At 45.0% G+C, this 2,499-nt stretch carries 5 protein-coding genes; all 5 read left to right on the top strand.

What is annotated here, in order from left to right:
• Positions 1–268 (top strand): SDR family oxidoreductase (locus DSM107010_RS37360; protein WP_199756045.1); only part of this gene is annotated, 268 nt, incomplete at its 5' end.
• A 30-nt stretch (positions 269–298) separates the two neighbouring features.
• Entirely contained in the window at positions 299–1,033 is a 735-nt protein-coding gene (locus DSM107010_RS37355; RefSeq protein WP_127025375.1) for an SDR family oxidoreductase, read from the top strand.
• A gap of 721 nt (positions 1,034–1,754) precedes the next feature.
• Positions 1,755–1,856, top strand: a complete 102-nt coding sequence (locus tag DSM107010_RS43480; protein ID WP_199756046.1) for an AraC family transcriptional regulator — start codon at positions 1,755–1,757, stop codon at positions 1,854–1,856.
• An 18-nt stretch (positions 1,857–1,874) separates the two neighbouring features.
• Positions 1,875–2,030 (top strand): helix-turn-helix domain-containing protein, encoded by a 156-nt coding sequence (locus DSM107010_RS40800; RefSeq protein ID WP_199756044.1) that lies wholly within the window; start codon positions 1,875–1,877, stop codon positions 2,028–2,030.
• Positions 2,031–2,157: 127 nt separating this feature from the next.
• Entirely contained in the window at positions 2,158–2,412 is a 255-nt protein-coding gene (locus DSM107010_RS37345; protein ID WP_015155877.1) for a beta/gamma crystallin-related protein, read from the top strand.
• Positions 2,413–2,499 lie beyond the last annotated feature (87 nt).

The raw sequence follows: 2,499 nt of genomic DNA, 5'->3' as shown, positions 1-2,499 counted from the left end.
CGAGGTTCTGACTCGGTATCTAGCAAAGGAATTGGGACACAGGCAAATTGCGGTGAATACAGTCGCACCAGGAGCGATCGTCACCGATTTTGGCGGTGGTAGAGTGCGGGACAATCCAGGCATTAACAGCTTCATCGCATCGCAAACCGCTCTAGGTCGTGTGGGTGAGCCGGATGATATTGGAGGTGCGATTGCAGCGTTGCTGTCTGAAGAAAATCGCTGGGTGAATGGACAGAGAATCGAAGTCTCTGGTGGTCAATCTCTCTAACTCAAATCAACTTCAATCGCGAGAAAAGTCATGTTCAACGTAGAAAATAAAGTCATTGCGATTACTGGAGCCAGTAGTGGCATCGGAGAAGCTACCGCCAAGTTACTTGCCCAAAATGGTGCTTATGTTGTTCTAGGGGCACGGCGAACCGAAAAGCTGAAAAAGATTGTCAAGGAAATACACCAGCAAGGGGGTACAGCCGAATTTAAAGCTCTCGATGTCACCAATCGCGAGGATGTGAAAGCCTTTATTGAGTTTACCAAGGATAAGTTCGGTCGCGTCGATGTCATCTTCAACAATGCAGGTGTGATGCCCCTGTCCCCGTTGAATAGCTTGAAAGTCGAGGACTGGGATACCACAATCGACGTGAACATTCGTGGTGTATTGAATGGCATTGCGGCTTCTTTGCCGATGATGGAGGCACAAGGCGGCGGACAGATTATCAATACAGCGTCTATCGGCGCACATTTGGTAGTGCCTACTGCCGCAGTGTATTGCGCCACCAAATATGCAGTTTGGGCAATCTCCGAAGGACTGCGGCAGGAATCGAAAAATATTCGCGTCACCACCATCTCTCCTGGTGTGGTAGAAACCCAACTCGGTGCAGAAATTACAGATAATGCAGCAAAAGACCTAATGAAGGAAATCCGTAAAACCGCACTGACTCCAGATGCGATCGCCAGAGCCGTTTTGTATGCGGTGTCCCAGCCGGACGATGTTGATGTCAACGAAGTGATTGTCCGACTAACGAAGAGCGCATTCTAGGCAACACTCACAGTTTGTAACGAAGTTTTACAAAAACTGACATTCTCCTGAAAAGAAAAAATTTAGTCCAGAAGTAACATACATCAGTTCGCGATCGTCGATCGTGTAGTTTGCAGGCACATCCTAGAACAAGCTATGAAGAGTTACTGGCGTACTGATGTTTTCGATGCGATGCAACCTGCTGGAAGTAGATAGAATTTTTTGCAGTGTGACCAATTTAACAATAGCACCAAATCAAATAGATGGGTCAAATGCTAAAAACAAAATTTACGACAAGTAACTCGATCGGCTCAGTCGAACCCGACCAGTGGTTAAATAAATCTCTGGTGTTATCCAGTAAGCATTTGGGCTGAAATGAGATTTTGGTTCAACAGTATCAAAGCTTTCCAACATCAACTGAAGTTGAGATTCCTGCCCTGTCAAATCACTGGCTCAACTTACCGCTAGGACAACCCATTCATTTGACCCAGAAGCGTGACAACGCAAAGCATGAGTCTATTGTTCAAAAGGGTGACTGTATTTTTGTTCCGGCGGGACAACCGAGCTACTGGCACTGCGGGGAAAGTGTAAGCTATAAGTCAATGCTGCACATTTACTTGAAGCCAGAGTCGATCGCGCAAGTTGTTGAAACATCGGAGCTAGAGAGCGATCGAGTTAATCTCGTGAACTGCTTCTCTAAGACCGATTTGCAGCTTCAGCAGATCGCAATAGAGATTTATCACTGGTTGAAATTGCCAAAGTCATCAATATTAGCCCCACTTATTTTGCTAGTTTGTTCAAACGCGCTACAGGTATTTCTCCGCATCAGTATGCGATCGAATAGCGAGTGGAGCGGGCAAAAATGCTGCTGTCAAAAACGGATTTGGAGATCGCCAACATTGCCTTACAAGTAGGTTTCTCCAGTCAAAGTCATTTAACTCAACAGTTTCAGCGATTCACCGGAATGACACCAAAACAGGTGCGCCCTTCATCAGAAGAATTTGATAAATCGTGGTAAGAATCACCAAAGAAGTTGAGCATTGGAACTCTTTACACTTGGGATAAATAAAACAAGGAGATAGAAGGAATGCGATCGCGCCCTCATCTTCTGTCTAAATCTGCCAAATACACAAAGGAGAAAAACAATGGCTGCTGTAGAACTTTATAACGACAGCAATTTCAGAGGCAAGTTAGTGGAAACAAATAGTGACACTCCAAATGTAGGTAATGATGTTAACGATCGCGTGACTTCAATTGTCATTAATCAGGGAACTTGGAGATTTTTTACAGATTCTCAATTTCGGGGTGTCTCTGCCGATTTGGGACCAGGACGTTACCCTAACATAGGTCTTGGAACCATTCCTAATGACTCAATCAGATCCTTCCGTAGGATTGGGTAGGTGAAGCAATAGGGTGGATTATCTCCCCTATTTCTTTACCTATTTGTAGGAGTAGAAAATGCCAGAAACAATCTATTGCTGACAATC

The organism is Chroococcidiopsis cubana SAG 39.79, assembly GCF_003991895.1.
GTDB lineage: Bacteria > Cyanobacteriota > Cyanobacteriia > Cyanobacteriales > Chroococcidiopsidaceae > Chroococcidiopsis > Chroococcidiopsis thermalis.
The sequence above is the reverse complement of the archived record's forward strand: the minus strand, read 5'-3'. Positions and strand labels throughout refer to the sequence as shown.